Source organism: Mycolicibacterium alvei (genome assembly GCF_010727325.1).
GTDB classification, from domain to species: Bacteria; Actinomycetota; Actinomycetes; order Mycobacteriales; family Mycobacteriaceae; genus Mycobacterium; species Mycobacterium alvei.
On sequence record NZ_AP022565.1, the window covers coordinates 916,312 to 936,484 of the forward strand.

19 protein-coding genes are annotated in these 20,173 nt (G+C 65.5%); 7 read left to right on the plus strand and 12 right to left on the minus strand.

The genetic code is table 11. The features are described from left to right. Positions 1 to 62: 62 nt before the first annotated feature. The 3 genes from G6N44_RS04340 to G6N44_RS04350 all read right to left on the minus strand — a co-directional run bounded on the left by G6N44_RS04340 (position 63) and on the right by G6N44_RS04350 (position 2,021). Complete coding sequence (locus tag G6N44_RS04340; RefSeq protein WP_163661423.1) at positions 63 to 212, minus strand: hypothetical protein; 150 nt, start codon at positions 210 to 212, stop codon at positions 63 to 65. After that, entirely contained in the window at positions 209 to 619 is a 411-nt protein-coding gene (locus G6N44_RS04345) for an MmpS family transport accessory protein (protein WP_163669593.1), read from the minus strand. Before G6N44_RS04345 ends, G6N44_RS04340 begins: the two co-directional genes overlap by 4 nt. A 523-nt stretch (positions 620 to 1,142) precedes the next feature. After that, complete coding sequence (locus G6N44_RS04350; protein ID WP_163661425.1) at positions 1,143 to 2,021, minus strand: hypothetical protein; 879 nt, start codon at positions 2,019 to 2,021, stop codon at positions 1,143 to 1,145. Between the two features lie 270 nt (positions 2,022 to 2,291). On the opposite strand from G6N44_RS04350, the gene G6N44_RS04355 reads away from it, so the two are divergent. Then, entirely contained in the window at positions 2,292 to 3,545 is a 1,254-nt protein-coding gene (locus G6N44_RS04355; protein ID WP_163669595.1) for an adenylate/guanylate cyclase domain-containing protein, read from the plus strand. Between the two features lie 37 nt (positions 3,546 to 3,582). Here G6N44_RS04355 and G6N44_RS04360 read toward each other — a convergent pair whose 3' ends face one another. From G6N44_RS04360 to G6N44_RS04390, 7 genes are read right to left on the minus strand one after another with little or no spacing between them, the layout of a single operon-like run. After that, on the minus strand, positions 3,583 to 5,376 hold the full coding sequence (locus G6N44_RS04360) for a DUF2339 domain-containing protein (RefSeq protein WP_163661427.1): 1,794 nt from the start codon (positions 5,374 to 5,376) through the stop codon (positions 3,583 to 3,585). 43 nt (positions 5,377 to 5,419) lie between these two features. Then, entirely contained in the window at positions 5,420 to 6,073 is a 654-nt protein-coding gene (locus tag G6N44_RS04365) for a response regulator (protein ID WP_163661429.1), read from the minus strand. Continuing rightward, positions 6,073 to 7,230, minus strand: coding sequence for a MacS family sensor histidine kinase (macS, locus tag G6N44_RS04370; protein WP_163661431.1), 1,158 nt, complete (start codon positions 7,228 to 7,230; stop codon positions 6,073 to 6,075). The genes G6N44_RS04365 and macS overlap by 1 nt, the downstream gene beginning before the upstream one ends. 57 nt (positions 7,231 to 7,287) lie before the next feature. Beyond that, positions 7,288 to 8,145, minus strand: a complete 858-nt coding sequence (locus tag G6N44_RS04375; protein WP_163661433.1) for a sulfurtransferase — start codon at positions 8,143 to 8,145, stop codon at positions 7,288 to 7,290. A gap of 10 nt (positions 8,146 to 8,155) precedes the next feature. Further along, complete coding sequence (locus G6N44_RS04380) at positions 8,156 to 8,908, minus strand: amino acid ABC transporter ATP-binding protein (RefSeq protein ID WP_163669597.1); 753 nt, start codon at positions 8,906 to 8,908, stop codon at positions 8,156 to 8,158. 14 nt (positions 8,909 to 8,922) lie between these two features. Continuing rightward, a complete protein-coding gene (locus tag G6N44_RS04385; RefSeq protein WP_163661436.1) occupies positions 8,923 to 9,828 on the minus strand; it encodes an amino acid ABC transporter permease in 906 nt (301 codons plus the stop codon). Positions 9,829 to 9,835: 7 nt separating this feature from the next. Beyond that, complete coding sequence (locus tag G6N44_RS04390; protein WP_163661438.1) at positions 9,836 to 10,720, minus strand: ABC transporter substrate-binding protein; 885 nt, start codon at positions 10,718 to 10,720, stop codon at positions 9,836 to 9,838. 207 nt (positions 10,721 to 10,927) lie between these two features. Here G6N44_RS04390 and G6N44_RS04395 point away from each other — a divergent pair, with 207 nt between their 5' ends. From G6N44_RS04395 to G6N44_RS04420, 6 genes are all read left to right on the plus strand, one after another. Continuing rightward, the gene (locus tag G6N44_RS04395) at positions 10,928 to 11,518 is read left to right on the plus strand and encodes an HdeD family acid-resistance protein (protein WP_163661440.1); all 591 of its coding nucleotides are present in this window, start codon (positions 10,928 to 10,930) and stop codon (positions 11,516 to 11,518) included. Between the two features lie 84 nt (positions 11,519 to 11,602). Beyond that, positions 11,603 to 13,078, plus strand: a complete 1,476-nt coding sequence (locus tag G6N44_RS04400; RefSeq protein ID WP_163661443.1) for a cytochrome ubiquinol oxidase subunit I — start codon at positions 11,603 to 11,605, stop codon at positions 13,076 to 13,078. An 11-nt stretch (positions 13,079 to 13,089) separates the two neighbouring features. Next, positions 13,090 to 14,139 carry a cytochrome d ubiquinol oxidase subunit II gene (gene cydB / locus G6N44_RS04405; RefSeq protein ID WP_163661445.1) on the plus strand — a complete coding sequence of 350 codons (1,050 nt, stop codon included), beginning with the start codon at positions 13,090 to 13,092 and terminating at the stop codon, positions 14,137 to 14,139. A 50-nt stretch (positions 14,140 to 14,189) separates the two neighbouring features. Beyond that, complete coding sequence (gene cydD, locus G6N44_RS04410) at positions 14,190 to 15,743, plus strand: thiol reductant ABC exporter subunit CydD (protein WP_179964543.1); 1,554 nt, start codon at positions 14,190 to 14,192, stop codon at positions 15,741 to 15,743. Then, positions 15,730 to 17,262, plus strand: coding sequence for an ATP-binding cassette domain-containing protein (locus G6N44_RS04415; protein ID WP_163661447.1), 1,533 nt, complete (start codon positions 15,730 to 15,732; stop codon positions 17,260 to 17,262). The genes cydD and G6N44_RS04415 overlap by 14 nt, the downstream gene beginning before the upstream one ends. A gap of 10 nt (positions 17,263 to 17,272) precedes the next feature. Further along, positions 17,273 to 17,824 carry a DUF4190 domain-containing protein gene (locus G6N44_RS04420; protein WP_163661449.1) on the plus strand — a complete coding sequence of 184 codons (552 nt, stop codon included), beginning with the start codon at positions 17,273 to 17,275 and terminating at the stop codon, positions 17,822 to 17,824. 6 nt (positions 17,825 to 17,830) lie between these two features. Here G6N44_RS04420 and G6N44_RS04425 read toward each other — a convergent pair whose 3' ends face one another. Together G6N44_RS04425 and pyk are read right to left on the minus strand one after the other, a co-directional pair. After that, positions 17,831 to 18,703, minus strand: coding sequence for an acyl-CoA thioesterase II (locus G6N44_RS04425; protein ID WP_163661451.1), 873 nt, complete (start codon positions 18,701 to 18,703; stop codon positions 17,831 to 17,833). A gap of 43 nt (positions 18,704 to 18,746) precedes the next feature. Continuing rightward, positions 18,747 to 20,165 (minus strand): pyruvate kinase, encoded by a 1,419-nt coding sequence (pyk, locus tag G6N44_RS04430; RefSeq protein WP_163661454.1) that lies wholly within the window; start codon positions 20,163 to 20,165, stop codon positions 18,747 to 18,749. Between the last annotated feature and the right edge of the window lie 8 nt (positions 20,166 to 20,173).

The window sequence follows — 20,173 nt, forward strand, 5'->3', positions numbered from 1 at the left end:
AAAGAATTGGAGAGTGAGAAATGACAGCCGTCAGCGTGGAAGATCGCGGCGTGGCATTCACTCTACGAAGTGCCTACGATAGTCAAGATAACCGTGATCGCCAACCAGCCCAGGATGATGGGCACCGCCAGCAGGCGGACCATGCGCGCGATGAACGGCGGGCGCTGGGCTACCGGCAAGGGCTCTGTCAGAGGTTCGTCGTCGGTGCTCATGCTGCCTTCAACTGACAGAAGGTGAATGCGCTCACGCCGGTTCGAACCTTCTCGTCTTTCACCTCATCGCCGACGAGGATGCGGCAACCGATGGAATCAGAGTTGCCCTGTGCGCTGAGATTTCCCATCGCCGTCGCATCGGAGATGGGGAACTCCACTGACCACGGCAGGGTTGCTTCCCTGATGAGTTGCGGCTCGGCATCAGCATCGAAATAGCTGATGGTCGCAACGGTCCCGGGCGGGCCGAACACCTCGTACACCAGGTGCTTGGGATCGTGGGGCCGCTTCTCTTCACGTTCGGCGCTGGTGTATGCGGGGCGGCTCTCGCTGCCGAAGACGCCGTGCAGCCGTGACACGGTAAATCCGCCTGCAACCCCTACCACCACGAGCACCAGTGGAATCCACAGCCGCTTCAGGATCCTGAAAATCGCGAGTTCCTCCGCCTGTCTCCGTGCCGGCACCCTGTCAGGTGCTCATACATGCATTTGCGGATCGGATGCGAACGATCGAGCCCCGAATGCGGTGGCATCCGAGGCCTGACCCTGCACGAAGCTACCGCAAACGTGCGGTGCGCCCCGATGAGCGCACCCGATCCCGAAGAGTAAACCATGCCGATGCGTCAATATGGCGCAAACGGGTCAGATCATCGGAATCGGTTCAACGCCTTGACAAGTACTCAAAAGACCTACTGCTGGTTCGTCAACCGATTGCCACCGTTGATCACCGCTGTTCAGGCACCGTCAGGCGAGACCCTAACCGCGCCGGATACAGCGACCAGCTATGAAACACCCATGAAAGGACCATGGAATGAGCCATTGCTACCGGCTGGCCCGCGGATGCTATCTCGTTGCGATGAATCCATCCAAACGCGTCACGTGGATGTTCGCCCGTTGCGACGGTCGCGCTCGTCGTACGTTGTTTGCTGTGCCGCTACGGCAGGAATCGGGCGATCTGCGGCGACGGCAGTGTCTGTGCGGCACGCGCCTGCCGGAAGCCCACCGCTCCCCCTGCGGCCGTCATCACCAGCATTCCGCCCAGTCCGGGCAGCACGGCGAGCAACAACTCGCTTGGGCTGGCCGTACGTAGATAGTCGGCGTATCCCAGCCGGATGGGCTCCGGCGCCGCAGGCGTCGAAAGTATCTGTGCCTCTGGTGGTTCTGACCGTGGTGTGGGAGAGATCGGCGGGTTCGCGACCACTGGCGGCGCCCCCGCAGGCGACGCCGTCGGTGCCGGGATCGTGGGAGGAACCACCACAGGCACCGCGACGACGGGAGCAGCCGGTGCCGCACCGATCATCGGAGTGGGTGCGGCGGGAATCGTGGAGGGGGCCGACCGGATGACGATCGCCCGACCGCTCGGGGCCGTTGGCACCGGCGCGAGGTTGGGGGCTCGGCCGATGTTTCCGTTGATCGGAGCCCCGGCCGCTCCACCTCCTCGGACACCGCTGGTCACAGCGGCCGCCGGTGCCTGCACGGTCCCGCCCGACAGGACTGTCGATGGAACCCGCCCGACCGTTCCGACGCGGGCTGACTGAGGTGATTCGGCGAATGATCCGCGGGTCGCAGTCACCGGGGCCTCACCGACACCTACCTGATTGGTCCCGATCTTGCTGGTCGCGATCTTCGATTCGGGTTTCGAGCCTGTGGCGGCCCCCGGACCGAGGGCTCCACCGGAATTCTTGACTCCGCCGGCGCGGTGCGAGCCCAGCCTGGCCACGGGATTGGACTTCTTGTTCTTCTTCTTGTGATCGAAGAGATCGTGGATATCCACACCGAACAAATGAGCCGAGGCCACCGCGGTGCCGGCCATGCCAGGTCCAACCACCATGGCACCACAAGCGATCGCACAGCCGGCTGCGGTGTTCCGCACCCATGACCGGTCCACGAAAGATCCCCCCAGACGAGATCGGCGGCCGTATTGGCGCGCTCACTGGAACAAGTTCCCATTGTGGCATACCGATAATTGTCGGGTTTGCTGGACCATCGCCGGGACGGCAGCGAGACCAATGTCGGCCGGCTGGGTGGTCGACGGCGATACGCTTGATACGTGGTGGTCAGCGAGTTCCGCCGCTCGGTGTGTATGCCCGAGATGGCCCTGAACAACCGCATGTCGGCGCGCACTCGGCACTACGCGGAGAGCGTGTCGAGCCGACTACGCGTGTTGACCATCGCGACGTGGATCGCCGCCGCTGTGACCACCGGTTTCGGGATCTTCCAGTTGGCCTTGGACGGACCAATGTGGCGACTCGGGTTCTTCAACCTCGTTTCCGCAGGTCTGTTCGTTGTGGTGCCACTGTTGTACCGGTTCGGCGAGCTGATCGCGCCGCTGACGTTCTTCCTGATCGCCTACCTGTCGGTGTCCGTGATGTGTTTCGCGATCGGGACCGGTTCGGGTTTGCAGTTCTACTTCGTGGTCGCGGTATCGCTGGTGGTCCTGGTGCTGGGCATCGAGCGCATCGTGCTCGCCGCGTCGTTGGCGGCCTTGGCCGTGGCTGCCACCATCGCGTTGCAGGTCCTGGTTCCACAGGATCGAGGCGTCGGGCCGCCGTGGGCGCTGACCGCAGGCTTCGTGGTGTCGGCGGTTTCCGCGGCCGTGATGGTATTTGCCACAGTCTGGACGTCGCTGCGCGAAATGGCCCGGGCCGAACAGGCCATGGACGCCGAATACCAGCGGTCCGAGCAGTTGCTGAGCAACATCCTGCCCGCCACGATCGCGCAGCGGCTCAAGGAGCCCTCACGGACCATCATCGCCGACAACTACGACGACGCCTCGATTCTGTTCGCCGACATTGCCGGCTACACCGAACGGGCCAGCGATCTCACCCCGACCGATCTGGTGCGCTTCCTCGACCGGCTGTTCACCGACCTCGACGCGTTGGTGGACCGTCACGGACTGGAGAAGGTGAAGACCAGCGGTGACTCCTACATGGTGGTGGCCGGGGTGCCCAAACCGCGTGCCGACCACATCGAGGCACTCGCCTGCCTGGCGCTCGATCTGGCGGACGCGGTCGCCGACCTCAAGGACCCGCGTGGGCGCGAGGTGCCGTTGCGGATCGGCCTGGCAGCCGGACCCGTGGTGGCCGGGGTGGTCGGCGCCCGCAAGTTCTTCTATGACGTCTGGGGCGATGCGGTCAATATCGCCGCACGGATGGAGACCACCGACGTTGCCGGCCGAATTCAGGTGCCGCAGAACGTCTATGACCGCATCAATCACGCGTTCGTGCTCGAGGAGCGCGGCGATGTCGAGATCAAGGGCAAGGGCGTGATGCACACCTGGTATCTGGTCGGGCGGCGCGACGACGAGGCGGTTCCGGCCCGACTGGAGACTGCCTGACCCGGGCGTACCGCCGGGTCGGACGCGTCGCCGCGGTTCACACGGACCGCTCGACGGCCACCCGGTCCTGTTGATTGAGCAGTCGCGCATATCCCGCCCCCATCCCCAGCAGTGCCAACCCGACCACGATGAACACCACGACGCGGAAGATTCCGTCGAGCGTCCCGAGGTCGAACAGGAACAGTTTGGCCATTGCCGCCGCCACCAGCGCCATACCGCCGCCGATCGGCAGCGACCGCTGCGCCTTAGGACGTCGCGCCGCATAGGCCAGCAGGCCGGCCGCCACCCCGATCCAGCAGATGGTCGCCACCATGTGACCACCGAAAAAGCCGGCGCGGGTGCCGGCGACGGCGACGCCGGCCGTTACGGCAAACACGGTCAGCGCATATCCGGCCACCAGGGCGGCCACCGCCCACACCAGCCGGAGTACCTCCTGATCCGCGGCACCCTCAACCGACCAGGCCCACGAGATCGCAGCAGCCGCGGCGATCGCCAGCAGACTGCCGATCAACACCGAAACCGTAAGCTCTGCAGATAGTTTCGTAGCGTGAACCAAAATGTCGGGTCCCGCGGCATCGAGGTAGATCAGACCCCCGACCACGGCCAGCCCGATGGCAATCCACCGCGTCACACCGTGGCGACGCCCGGCGACGCCGACCACTGTGGCCATCGCCAACAGCACCGGACCCGCTACCGGTCCGTCGAAGGCCACCAGCACCGCGATGAGAGCGGCCACGGCCGCCAGTACCGACCAGATCTGGCGGACCACGACGCTCACCCCGGGAATTCGCTCGCCGAACGCCACGATCATCGACAAGGCTGCCGTCAGCGCCACCGCCATGAGGGCTGCGATCGTGCGATCAACGCCGGCCGCGACACACAACACCGGAAGAACGCCGCAGGCCGTCAGGGCCGCCGTCGCCGACGGCCTGGTGGTCCAACGCAACACGAGCAACCCACCCACCAGGGCCAGCGCTGCAGCGAGCCCGCAGGCCAGCGCGAGCAGGAGATCGTGCCGACCATCGATTGCGGCCGCCGCCAGCGCGAGCAACAACGGCAGCGTGGCCGCGGCGATACGCGCGGCATACAACCAGGTCCAGTCCCGACCGAGCTGGACCGGAAGTGCGGCGGCCGACAACGCCAGCATGAATCCGATCAGCAGCAGGGTCACCCCATCGGTGACGACGGGCGCCAGGGCGATCAGCGGTACCAGGACCAACAAGCCGAGTTGTTCAGAGTTCCACCGCCGCGCCAGCATCAGACCACCACCACCGATTCCGGCGGCCAACATCAGACCGACCGGCGTTGACACCCAGTCATAGATCGTGGTCACGGCGATCACGTCCATGTATGCGGCGGCAACACCGGTCGCGGCCAGCGCGATCGCCCCGACCCGGCCACCCGGCCGGCGAGACAGCCACCACCCGGCGCCGACCAGGCCGGCGGCCAACGCCGCACCTGCCGCGACCCGGAACTCCGGTCGCAGGATCCCCGCCTGGGCGGCCAGCACCAGCAGCAGCACCACACCGGTGAGCGTCACGGCCACCCCGGCGACCGCGAGCGCCTTGCCGATCCAGCCCTCGGAGCGATCCGACCGCAATGCGGGCACCGTCCCGGGCGGCACCGGCGCGGGCGCTGCGGCGGGCACCGGAACAGGGGTGACGGGCCAGGTGGCAGGTGCGGCAGGCATCGGGGGCAGTACCGCCGCCGGAGCCTGATCGAGCATCCGCCCCAACTCCCCCAGATCCATGGACACCCGGTGCGTATACGCCGAGATCGCCGCCAGATCCGAGGACATCCGGGCGATCACGGCGCGATGAGATTCGCTCATGCGTTCATAGTGGCAACTGGAGCGGTTGCCGGGATGAGTAGGACTACTCGTCGAGCCCGTGTTCGATCGCGTAGCGGGCCAGTTCGACGCGGTTGGCGACCTGCAACTTGCGGAACGTCGCCTGGACGTGATTTTCCACCGTGCGGTGACTCAGCGACAGACGCGTGGCAATCTGCTTGGCCGTCAACCCTTTTGCCACAAAACGCAGCACCTCGGTCTCCCGTTCGGTCAAGCTGGGGGTGGCCGGACCGTCATCCGGACGTTGAGAGATACGCCGGTACTCGCCCAGCACCAACCCGGCCAACCCCGGGGTGAACACCGCACGCCTCTCCGCAGTGGCCCGCACCGCAGCCGTCAATTCGGCTTTCGACGCACTCTTCACCAGATATCCGGTGGCCCCGGCTTTCACCGCTTCCAGAACGTCGTCACGCTCATCGGAGGCCGAAAGCACCAGTACCCGCGACGACGGCGACACCGTGAGCACCTCCGCGGTGGCCGTGGCACCACTGCCGTCGGACAGGCTCATGTCCATCACCACCACGTCTGGCAGCACCACCTCGGCTCGTCTACGCGCCGAAGCCACCCCGTCGGCCGTGGCCACGACATCGAACCCCTCATCGGCGAGATCGCGTGCCACCGCGTCGCGCCAGATCGGATGATCGTCGACGACCATCACCCTCAGTGCGGTCTCCGTCATCACTGCCCCCTCTCGCCGGTGTCACGGCCTGCCGACGGGCGGGGCAGCGTGAGTTCCCATTCGGTGCCACATCCTGGCGCGGTATTCAACTGCGCCTGGCCACCCAGCCAATTCATTCGTCCCACAATCGATTTCGCGATTCCCACATGACCTTCGCGGACCGCCTCGTCCAGCCGTCCGGAATCGATGCCGATACCGTCGTCGCGAATGCTCACCGTCACCGAATCACCGAGATCTTCCAGCAGGACGAATACCCGGGCATCAGGTCCGGCGTGCGCGGCGGCATTGTCGAGGGCATTGCCGGCCGCGGCGAACAACTCATGGGCGGCATCGTGGTCCAGCAGCACGGGTTCGGCAGGCAGGCTGACCGAAACCCGATCGGAGGCCCGAGACCGCAGCAGGGCACCGATATCGGTGACGCCCCCGGTGTGCGCCTCCGGATCGGGTGCGCTGACCAACCTGCGCAACGCTCGCTCCTGCTCGCCGGCGAGTTCAGCCAACTGAGCTGTCTCACCACCGATTTCACGGCCCCGCCGCGAAACCAGGGCAAGCACCTGAATGGCGCCGTCGTGGACCCGTCGTGACAACCGCTCGCGTTCCTCCAACGCAGCCGCCAACCGGACCGCACGCTCCAACTCGGCATGTGCCCGACGCGCCGTTTGAGCGGCCATCCCCACCGCCAGACCCACCGCCAGCTCGATGACGATGGTGGCGTTGCGGCCGAGATTGATGCTGACGTAGCCCTTCAATGCGGCTGCGGCGGCCATCACCGCCAACCCGGCTCCCATCCCCCCGACCGGACCGAATTGCAGTGCCGCCGAAATGGTGGCGTTCGTTGCCCACAACGTGGTCGGCCAAGACTGGTTGTCTGCGATCCAGTGCGCGGATGCCACCAATTCGGTGGAGAGCATGAGCGCCAGGACCACCACGATCTCCGCGATCACCCACGAGGGACGACGGCCGAAACCCTGCAGGTAGGCGATCGCACAGGCGATGCTCCACACGATCAGCACCGCGCACAGCACGCCGGCCAGCACCGGACGCGTCAGGTCGTCGTTGATCGCGATCTGAAACCCCAGCGCATACAGGCAGCTCAGCAACCGGAAGATCTGCGCAGCACGCCACAACGGAATAACCGGATCCGGGCGGCGCTGCATCGGCCCAGCATAAAGTCGCTCACAGCCACGCAGGTGCACCGATCGTGAACGTGCGGGCTACGACTCCCCTCGCGCCACCGGCCGCCCCGGATCTGACGCCCACTCCGACCATGACCCGGGATAGAGCGCGGCATCCACCCCGGCGGCAGCCAGGCCGGCCACCGCGAGCGCCGCGGTGACCCCCGACCCGCAGTAGGCGCCGATATCGGCGCTGTCGGCCACGCCCCGATCGGAGAGCAGCGCGTGTAACCGGGTGTCCGGGAGCAGCGTGCCGTCCGCGGCAAGCAACTGCGTGCTGGGCAGATTGACGGCCCCGGGGATGTGGCCGGCCACCGGGTCCACGGGTTCGACGTCGCCGCGGAACCGTTCCGGCGCCCTGGCGTCCAGCAACACCTCAACCTCGGTCGTCGCCTGTTCGGCGGTCAGGGTGCGCAGGGCCCCGCGGTACAGGTCGTCATGGCGCACCTCGACATCACCACTCGGGGGTGTGACCGGCCCGGTGTCCAGAACCTCCCCCGCCGCCGACCACGCCGCCAGACCCCCGTCGAGAATGCGGACGTCGTCGATCCCGGCCGCGGTCAAAACCCACCAGGCCCGGGCCGAACCGGCACGGTTCCAATCGTCGTAGACCACGGTGGGCACACCGGTGCGGACGCCCCAACGGCGCGCCGCCGCCTGCAGATCAGATCCCGACGGCAGCGGATGACGCCCCCGGCCGTCGACGCGATGGTCGGTCAGATCCGCGTCCAGCGAGACATAGACCGCGCCGGATAGATGACCGTTCAGATAGGCCTGTTCACCGTCGGGTTCGGCCAACGACCACCGCACGTCCAGCACCGTGACCGGGTTCCCGGAATCGATGAGTCGGCGGAGTTCGCCGGCCGTGACAAAGACGTTCTGCCGTGTGCGACCCACGCGGTCGAAGCTACATCACTTTCGACAGAAACTCCTTTGTGCGTGCATGTTTGGGGTTGGCCATCACTTCACGGGGATTCCCGCTCTCCACGATGACGCCACCATCCATGAACACCAACTTGTCGGCGACCTCACGGGCGAAACCCATCTCGTGGGTCACGACGACCATTGTCATACCCTCGCCCGCGAGTTTCTTGATGACCGCCAGCACCTCACCGACCAGCTCGGGATCGAGCGCCGACGTCGGTTCGTCGAACAGCATCAACTTCGGATTCATCGCCAGCGCGCGGGCGATGGCGACCCGCTGCTGCTGACCGCCCGACAGCTGTGCGGGGTACGCGTCGGCCTTGGCGGCCAAACCCACCTGCGCGAGCAGATCCTTGGCTCGGGCCAACGCGGCATCCTTCTTCACCCGTTTGACGCGCATGGGCGCCTCGACGATGTTCTCCAACGCGGTGCGGTGCGGGAACAGGTTGAAATGCTGGAACACCATGCCGATGTCGCGACGCTGCCGAGCGGCATCCCGCGGAGCCATCTCGTGCAACTTGCCGTTACGTTCGCGATAACCGATCAGCTCGCCGTCGACGTAGAGACGACCGGCGTTGACCTGCTCGAGATGATTGATACACCGCAGGAACGTCGACTTGCCCGACCCCGACGGACCGACCATGCACAGCACCTCACCCCTGCCGACGTCCAACGTGACGCCTTTCAGGACGTGCAGGGCGCCGAAGTTCTTACAGACACTCTCGGCCCGCACCATCGGCTCGGCGGCGATCATGGATGTGGCTCTCCCATCTGCGCTTTGGCGAGGGCCTCGAGTTGTTTGGACGTCAGCTTGCGCGATGCACCGCGCGCGTAATGCCGCTCGAGGTAGTACTGGCCGACCATCAGGATGCTGGTGATCGCCAGGTACCAGGTGGACGCCACCAGTAGCAGCGGGACCGGTTGAAACAGATCTACACCGATATCCTTTGAGCGGCCATACAACTCGAAGCTGTAGGGAATGGCCGTGACCAGCGACGTCGTCTTCAGCATGCTGATGAACTCGTTGCCGGTCGGCGGGATGATGACCCGCATGGCCTGAGGAAGCACAATCCGTCGCATGGTCATGGTCCATGACATGCCCAGTGCGACCGAGGCTTCCGTCTGCCCTTCGGGCACCGAGTTGATGCCTGCTCGGATGATCTCCGCCATATAGGCGGCCTCGTTGAGGCCCAGGCCGAGTACCGCAAGCCAGAACACATTCGGATCGGACAGGGTGAACTCGAAAAGCTTCGGTCCGAAAGGTACGCCGATCTGAATGTTCTTGTAGATCACCGGGACCAGGCCCCACAGCACCAACTGGACATAGATCGGCGTTCCACGGAAGACCCACAGGTACGTCCAGGACACGGCTTTGAGCACCGGGTTCGGTGACAACCGCATCACCGCGAGGAGCACACCCAGGACGAGCGCCAGGATCATCGAATAGATGGTCAGTTGCAAGGTGTTCCAGGCGGCTTGCGAGATGCGCTGATCGAAGAGGTACTTGCCGTACGTCTGCCACCCGTACGCCTCGTTGGTCGCCGCGCCCCACACGAACAGTCCGATCAGGACGACGATGACGATCGCCGCCACCCAACGCCACGGATGTCTCAGTGGGACGGCATCGATAGCGGCCGGCGACGATTCAGCACTCATGGACGGCTCAGCTGGTCGCACCGTTGATGACCGGCTTGTCGATCATCCCGTTCTGTGCACCCCAGTTCGCAGCCACCTGCCGGTACACACCGTTGTCCATCAGGTGCTGAAGCGCCTGCTGCAGCGACGCGGCCAGTGCCGATCCCTTCTGAACTGCCCAGCCGTAGGGAGCGGAGTCGAAGATCTCCCCAGCCGCTTCGAGCTTTCCGTTGCTCTGTTTGATTGCGTATGCCGTCACCGGTGAATCGGCCGACATGGCGTCGGCCTGCCCCAGCATCACCGCACTGGTGGCGGCGGTCTGGTCGTCGAACTTGATGACGTTGATGGCGGGCTTACCCGTTTCGGCGCACTTCTGGTTGCGCGCGGGCATTTCCTCGGTGTCCTGCACCGTTGCCGTCTGCACCGCAACCTTCTTGCCGCATGCGTCGTCCGGGTTGATTCCCGCACCGACCTTCTGCGCCCACGCCGAACCGGCACTGAAGTAGTTCACGAAGTCAACCTGCTCTTCGCGCTTCTTCGAGTCGGTGAACGACGACATGCCGACGTTGTAGTTCCCGCCCTGGACCGACGGGATGATCTTGTCGAACAACGACGCCCGGTACTCCGGGGTGAGACCCAGCGTGGCGGCGATCGCGTTCATCAGATCGACGTCGAAGCCGATGATCTGGCCGCCGGGATCCTTGAATTCGTTGGGCGGATAGGACGGGTCGGTCCCGATGATCAGCTTGCCACTCGACTTGATCGGCTCCGGCACCGAATTGGCGATCGCGTCGACCTTGTCCACCTTTGCCGCGGTCGTCTTGGTTTCTGATCCACCCGATTCGGTGTTGTTCGCGCAGCCCGACATTGCCAGTGCGCCGCTGGCGGCAATCACGACCGCGATACGCCACATCTTGCTTCGTCGTGGACGACATCCAACTGTCACGGTTGCCTCGTTTCTCTGTCTGCGGCTGCGGTCAGGCTGTTCCAGATCGAAGACGTTAACGGCCGCCGGCCGGGGTTGCAGCGCCGGTAACGGAACCTTAACTACCAGGCCGCGACACCACAGCCGTAACGCCAAAACCGCGATCTACATCTGTGTTTGTGTCAAACTGCCTGCATGGAAAGCACTGCTACCCCAAGCTTGTTGCCACATCTGTGGAAATCGACGCTGGTTTCGGGAATTCTCGCCGTCATCCTCGGCATCCTGGCGTTGGCATGGCCCGGTATCACCATTCTGGTCGCCGCGATCTTCTTCGCCGCCTACCTGTTGATCACCGGTATCTCACAGCTCGTCCTGGCGTTCAGCATCCGATCGTCGGTCGGTGGGCGGGTGTTGCTGTTCATCGGTGGCGCGGCGGCCCTCGTTTTGGCTGTGCTCTGTTTCGTCAGCCTGCAGAATTCGTTCGAGTTGCTGGCGATCTGGATCGGTGTCGGGTTCATCTTCCGCGGTGTCGCAACCGCGATGTCGGCCATCGGGGATCCCTCGCTGCCCGGGCGGGTCTGGGAAATCATCATCGGCATCGTCAGTGTCATCGCCGGCGTCATCATGTTCGTCGCGCCCGCGGAAGGCTTGGTCGCCCTGGCTCAGGTCACCGGCGTCATCCTGATCGTCGTCGGGGTGTTCGAGGTGATCTCGGCCTTCGCGATCCGCAGCGAGGGCAAGAAACTCCACGCCTTGATCTCACCGGAACCCCCCACCGTGACGTAACACACCGGTCAGGTCGGCGGTCGGCCCCGGAATGTCTACTACACTTCGTCGTAGATTGATCTGAGACCTCGAAAGTAGGGCCAGATGGACGCTTTGGACGTATCGCGGTGGCAATTCGGAATCACCACCGTGTACCACTTCATTTTCGTTCCGCTGACGATCGGGTTGGCGCCGCTGATCGCCATCATGCAGACGGTGTGGGTGGTCACCGGAAACGACAGCTGGTACCGGTTGACCCGGTTCTTCGGCAAGCTCTTCCTGATCAACTTCGCGATCGGCGTCGCGACCGGTCTGGTCCAGGAGTTCCAGTTCGGGATGAACTGGAGCGAGTACTCGCGATTCGTCGGAGACATCTTCGGCGCCCCACTGGCCATGGAAGGCCTCGTCGCATTCTTCTTCGAATCCACGTTCATCGGATTGTGGATCTTCGGCTGGTCGCGGCTGCCCCGACTGGTTCACCTGGCCTGTATCTGGATCGTCGCCCTGGCGGTGAACATGTCGGCGTTCTTCATCATCGCCGCGAACTCGTTCATGCAGCATCCGGTCGGGGCACGGTTCAATCCGGAAACCGGCCGCGCCGAATTGACCAGCATCGTCGCGCTCTTCACCAACAACACCGCGATCGCCGCGTTCAGTCACGCTGTCGCGGGCGCATTTCTGACCGCGGGCACGTTCGTGGCATGTGTGTGCGCGTGGTGGATGGTGCGCTCGCGCAGTCATGCTGAGGGTGCGGAGGACACGAAGCGCGACGACGCCGTCCGGATGTACCGCCCCGCCACCATCCTGGGCTGCTGGGTCGCACTGATCTCCGCGGTCGCGTTGTTCTTCACCGGAGACGCGCAGGGCAAGCTGATGTTCCAGCAACAGCCCATGAAGATGGCCTCGGCAGAATCGTTGTGTGACAGCGAGACCGACCCCAATTTCTCGGTGCTCACCGTCGGGACCCACAACAACTGCGACAGTGTCATACACCTCATCGAGGTGCCGTATGTGCTGCCGTTCCTGGCCGAGGGCACGTTCACCGGTGTTCACCTCGAAGGTGTCAACGACCTGCAGGCGCAGTTCGAGGAGAAGTTCGGGCCCGGTGACTACCGTCCGAATCTCTTTGTCACCTACTGGTCATTCCGGGCGATGATCGGACTGCTGGCAGTGCCGGGGTTGTTCGCGCTGGCCGCACTCTGGCTGACCCGCGGCGGGAGAATTCCCCGGCACCGCTGGTTCAGCTGGTTCGCCCTGCTGACGATCCCCACCCCGTTCCTGGCCAACAGCGCCGGCTGGGTGTTCACCGAGATGGGTCGCCAGCCGTGGGTCGTGGTGCCGAATCCGACAGGCGATCAAGACATCCGGTTGACCGTCGCCCAGGGTGTCTCCGGGCATTCTGCAGGGTTGGTGTGGCTCTCCCTGATCACTTTCACCCTCCTGTATGCCGTACTGGCGGTCGTGTGGTTCTTCCTGCTGCGTCGCTACATCGTCGAGGGACCGCTGGAACACGACGCCGAACCTGCCCCGCCGACGCCACCCGACGATGACGAAGTCGCGCCGTTGTCGTTTGCCTACTGAGGAGCGGACCGATGGGACTACAAGAACTCTGGTTCATCCTGCTGACAGTCTTGTTCCTGGGATTCTTCATCCTCGAGGGATTCGACTTCGGCGTCGGGATGCTGATGGCATTCTTCGGCCGGACTGCCGCAGGCCGGAACGAAGACCCCGAACCGTATCGCCGTGCCGCACTCAACACCATCGGCCCGGTATGGGACGGCAACGAGGTGTGGCTGATCACCGCGGGCGGAGCGATGTTCGCTGCCTTCCCGGAGATGTACGCCACGGTGTTCTCCGGCCTCTATCTACCGCTCCTGGCGATCCTGTTATCGATGATCGTGCGCGTCGTGGCGATCGAATGGCGGGGGAAAATCAATGATCCCGGGTGGCGGCGATGGGCCGATATCGCCATCGCGATCGGTTCCTGGACGCCGGCGATCCTGTGGGGTGTCGCGTTCGCCGGGTTGGTGCGCGGCCTGCCGGTCGACGGCGACCGACAGATGCACCTGTCGTTCGGCGATGTTCTCAACTCCTACACGCTGCTCGGCGGACTGGCGACCGGCGCTCTGTTCGCACTGCACGGCGCGGTGTTCGTCGCACTGAAGACCAGCGGCCAGATCCGCACGGACGCTTTCCAATTCGCGACGCGGCTGGCGATTCCGACCACGGTCCTGGTGGCCGGGTTCGGCATCTGGACACAATTGGCCCACGGCAAGAGCTGGACGTGGTTCCTGCTCGCCGCTGCCGTGCTGGCACAACTCGCGGCGGTCGCCCAGATCTACCGCCGCAGCGGCGAAGGCTGGGCCTTCATCTACACCACGATTGTGGTTACCGCCGTGGTGCTTCTGCTGTTCGGATCGTTGTTCCCGAATCTGGTGCCTTCGACCCTGAACCCGGACTGGAGCCTGACCATCCACAATGCCTCGTCCTCGCCGTACACCCTCAAGATCATGACGTGGGCGGCACTGGTGTTCGCACCACTGGTGGTGATCTATCAGGCCTGGACGTACTGGGTTTTCAGCAAGCGGATCTCCGCCGATCGGATACCCGCGCCGATCGGACTGTCACGGCGGTCAGCCTGAATCTCTGGCGGGCGCTGGGCATCCGGGGAGCCACCGGGTCCACCACGGCGCTGCGGCGTCACCTGTTGGCGACCGTCGCCTGCGGCGTGACCATCAGCGTCTGCACCATCGCCGCGGCGATTGTGCTGGGACACATCGTTGCCGCGATCATTGTCGACCCGGGTTCGGCAGCCCGCCACGGCGGTGCCCTCGTCGCGTTGTCGGCGCTCTGGATACTGCGAGCCGCCGCGCACTGGCTGCAGGGCCGTCTCTCCCAGCGCGGTGCCACCGCGGTAATCGGAGAGTTGTCCAGTCAGGTCCTTCGCGCGGTAACCGCGCTACCGCCAAGACAATTGGCGGCAGACCGTGATTCCGCCGCCGCAGTGGTCACCCGTGGTCTCGACGGACTGCGGCCCTACTTCACCGGCTATCTGCCCGCGGTGGTGCAGGCGGCGGTCCTCACCCCGTTGGCAGTGGTGGTGATAGCCTGCTACGACCTTCAGGCCGCGGCGATCGTCGTGATCGCACTCCCCCTGGTCCCGGTGTTCATGGTGTTGATCGGACTGGTCACCGCCGAGCGGTCGGCGGCCTCGTTGGCCGCCATGACGACGTTGCAGGCCCGGCTACTCGATCTGGTGGCCGGCATTCCGACGCTGCGTGCCCTCGGCCGCGCTGCTGGTTCGGTCCAACGGATCACCGAATTGACTGCCGCGCATCGACGTTCCGCGATGGCAACGCTGCGGATCGCATTCCTCTCCTCGTTGGTGCTCGAACTGCTGGCGACTCTGGGTGTCGCACTGGTGGCCGTCAGCGTCGGCCTGCGACTCGTCTACGGCGAGATGACCCTGACCGCGGGTCTGACGGCGCTGCTGCTGGCCCCCGAGGTGTTTTGGCCGTTGCGCCGGGTGGGTGCGGCTTTTCACGCGGCGCAGGATGGCAAAACAGCAGCCGAACAGGCTTTTCGGTTGTGCGAGACGCACCCACCGACCGAAGGTGGGCTGCGCCCGAAGAATTCCGCACCGACGATCGAGTTGACCGGCCTGGGACCGGCGGCCGAACCCGGTCGGGTCACCGTGCTGACGGGACCCAACGGGGCGGGAAAGTCGACAGCGCTGCAAGCCATCCTCGGATTGGCCACCCTGCCATCGGGGCCCGTACGCGTCGACGGAGTCGAGGTCGCCGACCTGGACCTGACGGCCTGGTGGCACAGCCTCGCCTGGCTGCCCCACCGACCGGTGCTGATCCCGGGGACCGTCCGTGACAACCTCGAACTACTCGGTCCCCTGGCCGACCCGGACCGGGCCTGCCGCGATTCCGGATTCGACGATGTTCTCGATGACCTTCCCGACGGACTGGACACCACGATCGGCCGCACGGGAGTCGGACTGTCCCTCGGGCAGCGACAACGGTTGGGGCTCACCCGGGCACTCGGGTCGTCGGCACACGTGCTGCTGCTGGACGAGCCCACCGCCCACCTTGATTCCGCTCTGGAACAGAGGGTGTTGCAGGCCATCGTCGCCCGGGCACGAGCCGGCGCCACGGTCGTGGTGGTCGGGCACCGGGATCCGGTGGTGGCCATCGGCGACGAGGTGATCACGATTGGTGCCACACATGTTTCGTCGTGATCCGCTGCTGCGGCTGACCCTGGACCTGTTGCGGCCCCGCGTGGGCCGGTTGATCCTGGCCAGCGTCCTGGGGGTGCTCTCGCTGGGCAGTGCGCTGGCACTGGCGGGCGTCTCGGCGTGGCTGATCACCCGAGCGTGGCAGATGCCCCCGATCCTGGACCTGTCAGTGGCCGTGGTCGCCGTCCGCGGGCTGGGGATTTCACGCGGCGTACTCGGTTACTGCCAGCGGTTGGCTGCCCACGACACGGCGTTACGCGCGGCAGCCAATGCCCGCACCGGGCTGTACCGCAGGCTCGCGATGGGACCAGACGACGATGCGCTGCGACTGTCCAGTGGCGAATTGGTGTCCAGGGTCGGTAGTTCCGTCGATGAACTGGCCGACGTGGTGGTGCGCTCGGTGCTGCCGATCGTGGTGGCCACAGTGCTGAGCACGGTGGCCGTCGGTGTCATCGCTCTCATCTCGCCCGGCGCCGCGGTGGTGTTCACCCTGTGCCTGCTGATCGCCGGCGTGGTTGCCCCGGCACTCACCGCCCGCGCCGTAGCGGCCGCGGAATCCATTGCAGTCCAACACCGTGGTGACCGCGACTCCGCCACGATGCTGGCCTTGGAGTTCGCCCCGGAGCTGCGGGTGAGTGGACGACTCGACGACGTCATCGCCACCGCGGAGCGCCATCACCGCGACTGGGGGCACACCGCCGACCGCGCGGCGGCCCCGGCCGCACTGGCCGCCGCGTTGCCCAGCATCGCCATCGGCGCCAGTGTCCTGGGCGCCGTCATGGCGGGTATCGCGCTGGCCCCCACCGCCGCGCCGACCACCCTCGCCATCCTGATGCTGTTGCCGTTGTCGGCCTTCGAGGCGACCACTGCCCTTCCCGACGCCGCAGTCGGACTCACCAAGTCCCGGATCGCCGCGCGGCGTCTGCTCGAACTCACCGAGGGCGACCTCCTGGCCCGCCGACGGCCGGCGGCTCCCTCGGTCGATCTCCCCGACGGAGGCCGGCACGCCGTCGTCGGCCCCAGCGGCTCGGGAAAGACCACCCTGCTGATGGCACTGGCCGAGCGGCTCGATGAAACCCCCGGACGTGCAGCCTTTTTCGCCGAGGATGCGCATATCTTCGAGACCACCGTGCGGGACAATCTGCTGGTGGTCCGCGGGGATGCCACCGACCCCGAACTGTTGTCGGTGATCGAGCGCGTCGGGCTCACCGAATGGCTGGCGGCACTGCCTGACGGATTGGCGACCGTGCTCGAAGGCGGCCACACCGCAATGTCGGCCGGTCAGCGTCGTCGACTGCTGCTGGCGAGGGTGTTGCTGTCAGATTTCTCGATCGTCCTGCTCGACGAGCCGACCGAAAACCTCGACGCGGCCGACAGTCACCGCATCCTGACCGAAATCCTCACTCCGGGTGACTGGTTCGACTCGGACCGAACCGTCGTCGTCGCCACCCACCATCTGCCGGACACCCTCGACTGTCCCGTCATCCACTGTCTGCAACCCGGCACGGCCGTCGGCGGGTAACCTCACAGGCATGACCGACGAGCGAGCGAACCCGCCCGGGTCTGACGACGCCCAGCCGACCGGCCCGCCCCCGCCGTATCCGTATGCACCTCCCCCGGGCGCGTATCCCGGGGCATATCCCCCGGCGCCGCCGCCCTACGGCGGATACCCGATGCAACCGGGATCGCGCCCCCCGGCCAACGGACTCGGTATCGCGGCGCTCGCTCTTGCCGTGCTCGGTCTGGTGCTGGTGTGGTCGGTGATCGGCGGGCTGATCTTCGGCGTCACGGCGGTGATCCTCGGATTTCTGGCCCGCGGTCGCTGCCAGCGCGGCGAAGCCACCAACGGCGGCGTCGCCGTCTCCGGAATCGTGCTCGGCGCGATCGCCTGCGTGTTATCGCTGGCCTTCGTCGCCATCTGGGTGGTTTTCGGGCTGCACTGGTTCGACGAGGTCGGTGGCCGCGACTATGTGCACTGCCTACAGGAGGCCGGCGACGATACCGCGGCCCAGCAGCAGTGCGAGAGACAGTTCGAGCGGCGCGTGGAGGATTCGTTCGGCGTGACGCCGACCCCTACCCGCTGAGCCGACTCACGTCGTAGCCGCACCGGGGAAATACTTGACGATTCCCTCCTGCACCACCGTCGCCACCAGGTGGCCCGCCGCGTCGAAAAAGTGGCCGGTACCCAGCCCGCGGGATTCCGCGGCCACCGGCGACGTGGTCGAGTACAGCACCCACTCGTCGAACTTGATCGGCCGGTGAAACCACACCGAGTGATTCATCGTCACCGCGAAGATGCGATCGAAACCCCAGGACAACCCGTGCGTGGTGATGATCGAATCGAGCACGGTGGTATCCGAGGAGTACACCAGGGCCGCGCCGTGCAACACCGGATCCGACGGCATCGTGCCTTGGGTCTTGAGCCACACCCGGTTGTGATCGAGCTTGCCGCCCTTGTTGCGCATCACCCAGGACGGATCGTTGGTGTACCGCCATTCGATCGGGCGCAACGCCTCGACGAACAACGGCACCGTTTTCTCGTATCCGCGGAGAAGTTCATCGATCTTGGGCAGCGTGTCCGGATGCGGAACCTCCGGGGCCGGCAGGCTGTGCTCCAGCCCCCGGCCGGCATTCATGTAGGACAACATCACCGTGGTCAGCAGGTTGCCGTCCTGCACGACATCCACCCGGCGGTTGGCGAACCGTCGCTCGTCGCGCAGTCGCACCACGTGGAATTCCAGATCCTTCTGGGGATCACCACCGGCGATGAAATGGGCATTCAACGCACTCGGTGCCAACTTGTGCTCCAGCGTGCGCCCGGCGGCGACGAACGCCTGCGCGGTCATCTGCCCACCGAAGGTACGCACCGGGTTCTTGCTCGGATGCGAACCGGTGAACAGGTTGTCGTCGACGCGATTCAGATCGAGAACAGCCAGCAGCTCCTCGAAATCCGGGTGTGTCAAGGAATGCCTTTCCAGATCGTTGGCGCTGTCTGCCGGACGACCGCTAGACGTCGTCCTCCCCGATGCGGTGCACATGGATCAGATTCGTGGAGCCTACTGTGCCCGGAGGGGCGCCCGCGACGATGACCACCAGGTCGCCGCGCTTGTAGCGGCCCAGATCCAGCAACGACTGGTCGACCTGGCGGATCATGTCGTCGGTGCTGTTCATCTGTTCCACGATGAACGTCTCGGTACCCCAGGTCAGGGCCAGCTGACTGCGCACCTCGGGCAGCGCCGTGAACGCCAGGACCGGCAGCGGGGTATGCAGCCGGGCCAGCCGGCGCACCGTGTCCCCGGACTGGGTGAACGCGACCAGCGCCTTGGCATCGAGGCGCTCCCCGATATCGCGGGCCGCATAAGAGATGACCCCGCGCTTGGTGCGGGGCGTGTGGGTCAACGGCGGCACCGACACCGAGTTGTCCTCGACGGCCGCAATGATGCGAGCCATCGTCTTGACCGCCTCGAGCGGGTACTTGCCGACGGAGGTCTCCCCGGAGAGCATCACCGCGTCAGCTCCGTCGAGCACCGCGTTCGCGACGTCGGAGGCCTCGGCCCGGGTGGGCCGGGAGCTGTCGATCATCGACTCCAGCATCTGGGTGGCGACGATGACGGGCTTGGCGTTCTCCCTTGCCATCTGGATGGCACGCTTCTGGACCAGCGGCACTTCCTCCAGCGGCAGTTCGACACCCAGATCACCGCGGGCCACCATGATCGCGTCGAACGCCAGCACGATAGCTTCGAGGTTCTCGACCGCCTCGGGCTTCTCCAGCTTCGCGATCACCGGAACGCGCCGGCCGACCCGGTCCATCACCTCGTGCACGAGCTCGACATCCGCGGGCGAACGGACGAACGACAATGCGACGAGATCAACCCCCAGTCGCAGCGCGAACTCGAGATCCTCGATGTCCTTCTCCGACAGCGCCGGCGCCGTTACGTTCATGCCGGGCAGCGACATACCCTTGTTGTTGCTGACGGGGCCGCCCTCGGTGACCGTGCAGATCACGTCGTTACCGTCGATCTGGTCGACCACCAGGCCGACGTTGCCGTCGTCGACCAGGACCCGATCCCCCGGCCGAGCGTCTTCGGCCAACCGCTTGTAGGTGGTCGACACCCGATCGTGGGTGCCCGAGCAGTCGTCGACGGTGATCCGTACCGATTCGCCGGTCGCCCAACGGGTGGGGCCATCAGCGAAGCGACCCAGCCGGATCTTGGGACCCTGAAGGTCGGCCAGAATTCCCACCGCGTGGCCAGTGACGTCCGATGCCGCCCGCACCCGCTTGTAGGAGGCCTCGTGGTCGGTGTAGTCACCATGGCTGAAATTCAGCCGGGCGACGTCCATGCCAGCCTCGACCAGAGCCCGTACCGTCTCATCGCTGCTGGTAGCCGGGCCAAGCGTACAAACGATCTTTCCGCGTCTGCTCACGTCGTATC

Coding starts and splice junctions, on each gene's coding strand:
- G6N44_RS04340 (WP_163661423.1), bottom strand. CDS start 212: ATGAGCACCGACGACGAACCTCTGACAGAGCCCTTGCCGGTAGCCCAG.
- G6N44_RS04350 (WP_163661425.1), bottom strand. CDS start 2,021: ATGGCCGGCACCGCGGTGGCCTCGGCTCATTTGTTCGGTGTGGATATC.
- G6N44_RS04355 (WP_163669595.1), top strand. CDS start 2,292: ATGCCCGAGATGGCCCTGAACAACCGCATGTCGGCGCGCACTCGGCAC.
- G6N44_RS04360 (WP_163661427.1), bottom strand. CDS start 5,376: ATGAGCGAATCTCATCGCGCCGTGATCGCCCGGATGTCCTCGGATCTG.
- G6N44_RS04365 (WP_163661429.1), bottom strand. CDS start 6,073: ATGACGGAGACCGCACTGAGGGTGATGGTCGTCGACGATCATCCGATC.
- macS (WP_163661431.1), bottom strand. CDS start 7,230: ATGCAGCGCCGCCCGGATCCGGTTATTCCGTTGTGGCGTGCTGCGCAG.
- G6N44_RS04380 (WP_163669597.1), bottom strand. CDS start 8,908: ATGGTGCGGGCCGAGAGTGTCTGTAAGAACTTCGGCGCCCTGCACGTC.
- G6N44_RS04385 (WP_163661436.1), bottom strand. CDS start 9,828: ATGAGTGCTGAATCGTCGCCGGCCGCTATCGATGCCGTCCCACTGAGA.
- G6N44_RS04390 (WP_163661438.1), bottom strand. CDS start 10,720: ATGTGGCGTATCGCGGTCGTGATTGCCGCCAGCGGCGCACTGGCAATG.
- G6N44_RS04395 (WP_163661440.1), top strand. CDS start 10,928: ATGGAAAGCACTGCTACCCCAAGCTTGTTGCCACATCTGTGGAAATCG.
- G6N44_RS04400 (WP_163661443.1), top strand. CDS start 11,603: ATGGACGCTTTGGACGTATCGCGGTGGCAATTCGGAATCACCACCGTG.
- cydB (WP_163661445.1), top strand. CDS start 13,090: ATGGGACTACAAGAACTCTGGTTCATCCTGCTGACAGTCTTGTTCCTG.
- G6N44_RS04415 (WP_163661447.1), top strand. CDS start 15,730: ATGTTTCGTCGTGATCCGCTGCTGCGGCTGACCCTGGACCTGTTGCGG.
- G6N44_RS04420 (WP_163661449.1), top strand. CDS start 17,273: ATGACCGACGAGCGAGCGAACCCGCCCGGGTCTGACGACGCCCAGCCG.